This window comes from Vibrio sp. 1562, assembly GCF_033340155.1.
In the GTDB taxonomy this organism is placed as follows: Bacteria; Pseudomonadota; Gammaproteobacteria; order Enterobacterales; family Vibrionaceae; genus Vibrio; species Vibrio alginolyticus.
In genome coordinates this window covers 1-786 of the sequence record NZ_JAWOVY010000239.1, presented here as the reverse complement: position 1 = coordinate 786, position 786 = coordinate 1, and the positions used below count along the sequence as shown (strand labels likewise).

Sequence of the window (786 nt, the reverse complement as noted above, 5' to 3'; positions counted from 1 at the left end):
CCTAAAAGGTGAAGTACTTTGAGTGCCACAGGGCTCATCGCAATCAGGGTTGAAACCCCCATCGCAGCAAGTAAAGTAAGGATAAGGCCAGACGTCGCGTTCCCCAGACTGGCAAATAGGCCAACCTTTTTGCCGTAGCTCATACTTGAGCTCGCAATCAGCAACATATCAGGGCCCGGCAAAAGCAATAAGGCGATAACCGCCGTGAGATAAATAGGAAGTACAGCTAAATCGATCATGATGGAACAGGTTTTCTACAACAAGGCGGCGAATCTTATACCAATAAATCAAACTCGACCAGATTAAATACCTTTAAATGTAGCCATATTTAGAAAGGATAAATCACCAATTCACTCATATAAAAACAATTAACCTTTTTAACGATACTGAATAGCAATTTTGTACAAAAATAAGCACGATGGATACGTTACACTCGTATGACGGACTTCTCGAGCAGATTGGAAACAATGAAAGAAAAGAACAAGGAAATCGCGACATTCAAAATTGCTCAAGAACTTGGTGGCTTGGAGCTGCTAGATGCTAAGTATGAAAAGCAGAACTTCTCTCGGCACAGTCACGAAGGCTACACCATTGGTGTGATCGAAAAAGGCGCTCAACAATTTTTCCGCACTGGCGGCAACCACATTGCACCACAAGACAGCATTATCTTAGTTAACGCTGATGAAGTGCATAACGGCCATTCAGCAACCGAGGGGGGCTGGGAATACAAAGCAATGTATCCTGTGCCAGAACAATTTCAAACCTTGGGGCAAGAGCTTGGCTCAC

2 protein-coding genes are annotated in these 786 nt (G+C 43.8%); one reads left to right on the top strand and one right to left on the bottom strand.

Features of this window, described 5'->3' with window-relative positions:
- Window positions 1-239 (bottom strand): LysE family transporter (locus R7Z49_RS24385; RefSeq protein WP_318112279.1); only part of this gene is annotated, 239 nt, incomplete at its 3' end.
- Between the two features lie 228 nt (window positions 240-467).
- Between R7Z49_RS24385 and R7Z49_RS24380 the strand changes: the two genes are divergently transcribed.
- Window positions 468-786, top strand: a 319-nt coding sequence (locus R7Z49_RS24380; RefSeq protein ID WP_318112278.1) for an AraC family ligand binding domain-containing protein, incomplete at its 3' end; no start/stop codon positions are given.